Below are 1,712 nucleotides of genomic sequence, written 5' to 3'. Positions count from 1 at the left end.
CTGGCCGCGCTGCTCGACTGGCATGCGCAGCAGGGCGGCGCCGGCCGCATCGCGGGTGTGGGCCATCGCATCGTGCATGGCGGCATGGACTTCGTGGCGCCGGTGCGCATCGACGACGCCGTGCTCCATGACCTGGCCGCGCTCGAGCCGCTCGCGCCGCTGCACCAGCCGCACAACCTCGCGGGCGTGCGCGCCGCGATGCAGGCCTTCGCCGGCGTGCCGCAGGTGGCCTGCTTCGACACTGCCTTCCACGCGGTGCAGCCCGAACTCAACCGCCGCTTCGCGCTGCCGCGCGAGCTGCACGACGCGGGCGTGCGGCGCTATGGCTTCCACGGGCTCTCGTACGAATCGATCGCGCACCAGCTCGCGCGGCAGGCGCCCGAGGTCGCGCACGGCCGCGTGATCGTCGCGCACCTGGGCAATGGCGCCTCGATGTGCGCCATCGCGCAGGGGCGTTCGGTCGCCACCACCATGAGCTTCTCGCCGCTCGACGGCCTCACCATGGGCACGCGCTGCGGCCGGCTCGATGCGGCCGTGGTGCTCTACCTGATGCGCTCGCGCGGCATGTCGGCCGATGCGGTCGAGAAGCTGCTGTTCCGCGAATCGGGCCTGCTCGGGCTCTCGGGCGTGTCGAGCGACATGCGCGCGCTGGAAGCATCGGACGAACCCGCGGCCGCCGAGGCCATCGACCATTTCGTCGAGCAGGTGGTGCAGCACATGGGCAGCCTCGCGGCGGCCTTGCGCGGCGTCGATGCGATCGTGTTCACGGGCGGCATCGGCGAGAACGGTGCCGGGCTGCGCGCGCGGGTGCTCGAGGACTGCGCGTGGATGGGGGTGGAGCTCGACGCCGCCGCCAATGGCGGTGGGCAGGCGCGGATCTCGACCGGTAGCAGTCGCATCAGTGCGTGGGTGCTGCGCACCGATGAGGAAGCCGTGATCGCGCGCCACACGGCACGCGTGCTCGCCTAACCCGGCAGCGGCGCCACCGCCCCGCGCGGCACGCTCGCGCCGCAATGGCGCAGGAAGTCCGCGGTCGCGCGACCCAGCAGCTTGTCGCGGTGCATCACGGTCGCGAGCCGCCGCGTGCCCGCGGGCAGCTTCGTGCGCAGCTCGACCAAGTGCCCGTCCTCCAGCGCCTGCGCCACCGTGTAGCGCGAGAGGCAGGCCAGGCCCGTGCCCGAGGCCACCACGCGCTTGATGGCCTCAGTGCTGCCGAGTTCGAAACCCACCTGCACCTGCTCGAGGTTCTGGATCAGCCAGGCATCGGTGACCTGGCGCGTGCCCGAGCCATGCTCGCGCAGCACCCAGGTGGCCTGCGACAGCTGCCGGTGCGTGGCGACCCGGTCGGCCAGCGCATGGCCGGGCGCGGCCACGATCACGAGTTCGTCGGTGCGCCAGGCGCGCACCACCAGATCGGGGTGCGTCTGCGGCCCCTCGATGAAGCCGACGTCGACGTCGAAGCCTGCCACCGCATCGATCACGTCGCGCGTGTTGGCGATGTGCAGGTGCACCTGGCTCTGCGGATGCAGCGCGGTCCAGGCCGATACGCGCTCGGGCAGCAGGTATTCGCCGATGGTGAAGCTGGCCGCCACGCGCAGCGGCGCCGCATGCTCGCCGCTGAACAGGGCCTGCACCTCCGCCGCCTGGTCGAGCAGCGCCTGCGCCTTGGGCAGCAGCGCGCGGCCGTTCTCGTTGAGCACCAGCCGGCGGCC

Annotated in this window: 2 protein-coding genes; one reads left to right on the top strand and one right to left on the bottom strand. The window is 72.5% G+C overall.

From position 1 onward, the window contains the following. On the top strand, positions 1-969 hold a 969-nt coding region (locus AC27VN_RS40705; RefSeq protein ID WP_490880396.1), incomplete at its 5' end, for an acetate/propionate family kinase. Here AC27VN_RS40705 and AC27VN_RS40700 read toward each other — a convergent pair. After that, the coding region (locus tag AC27VN_RS40700) for a LysR substrate-binding domain-containing protein (RefSeq protein ID WP_490880395.1) at positions 966-1,712 on the bottom strand (747 nt) is incomplete at its 5' end. The two genes, AC27VN_RS40705 and AC27VN_RS40700, sit on opposite strands and share 4 nt — an antisense overlap.

Source organism: Variovorax sp. 20P10.2.4 (genome assembly GCF_058244205.1).
This window is presented reverse-complemented; position numbering and strand designations above follow the sequence as displayed.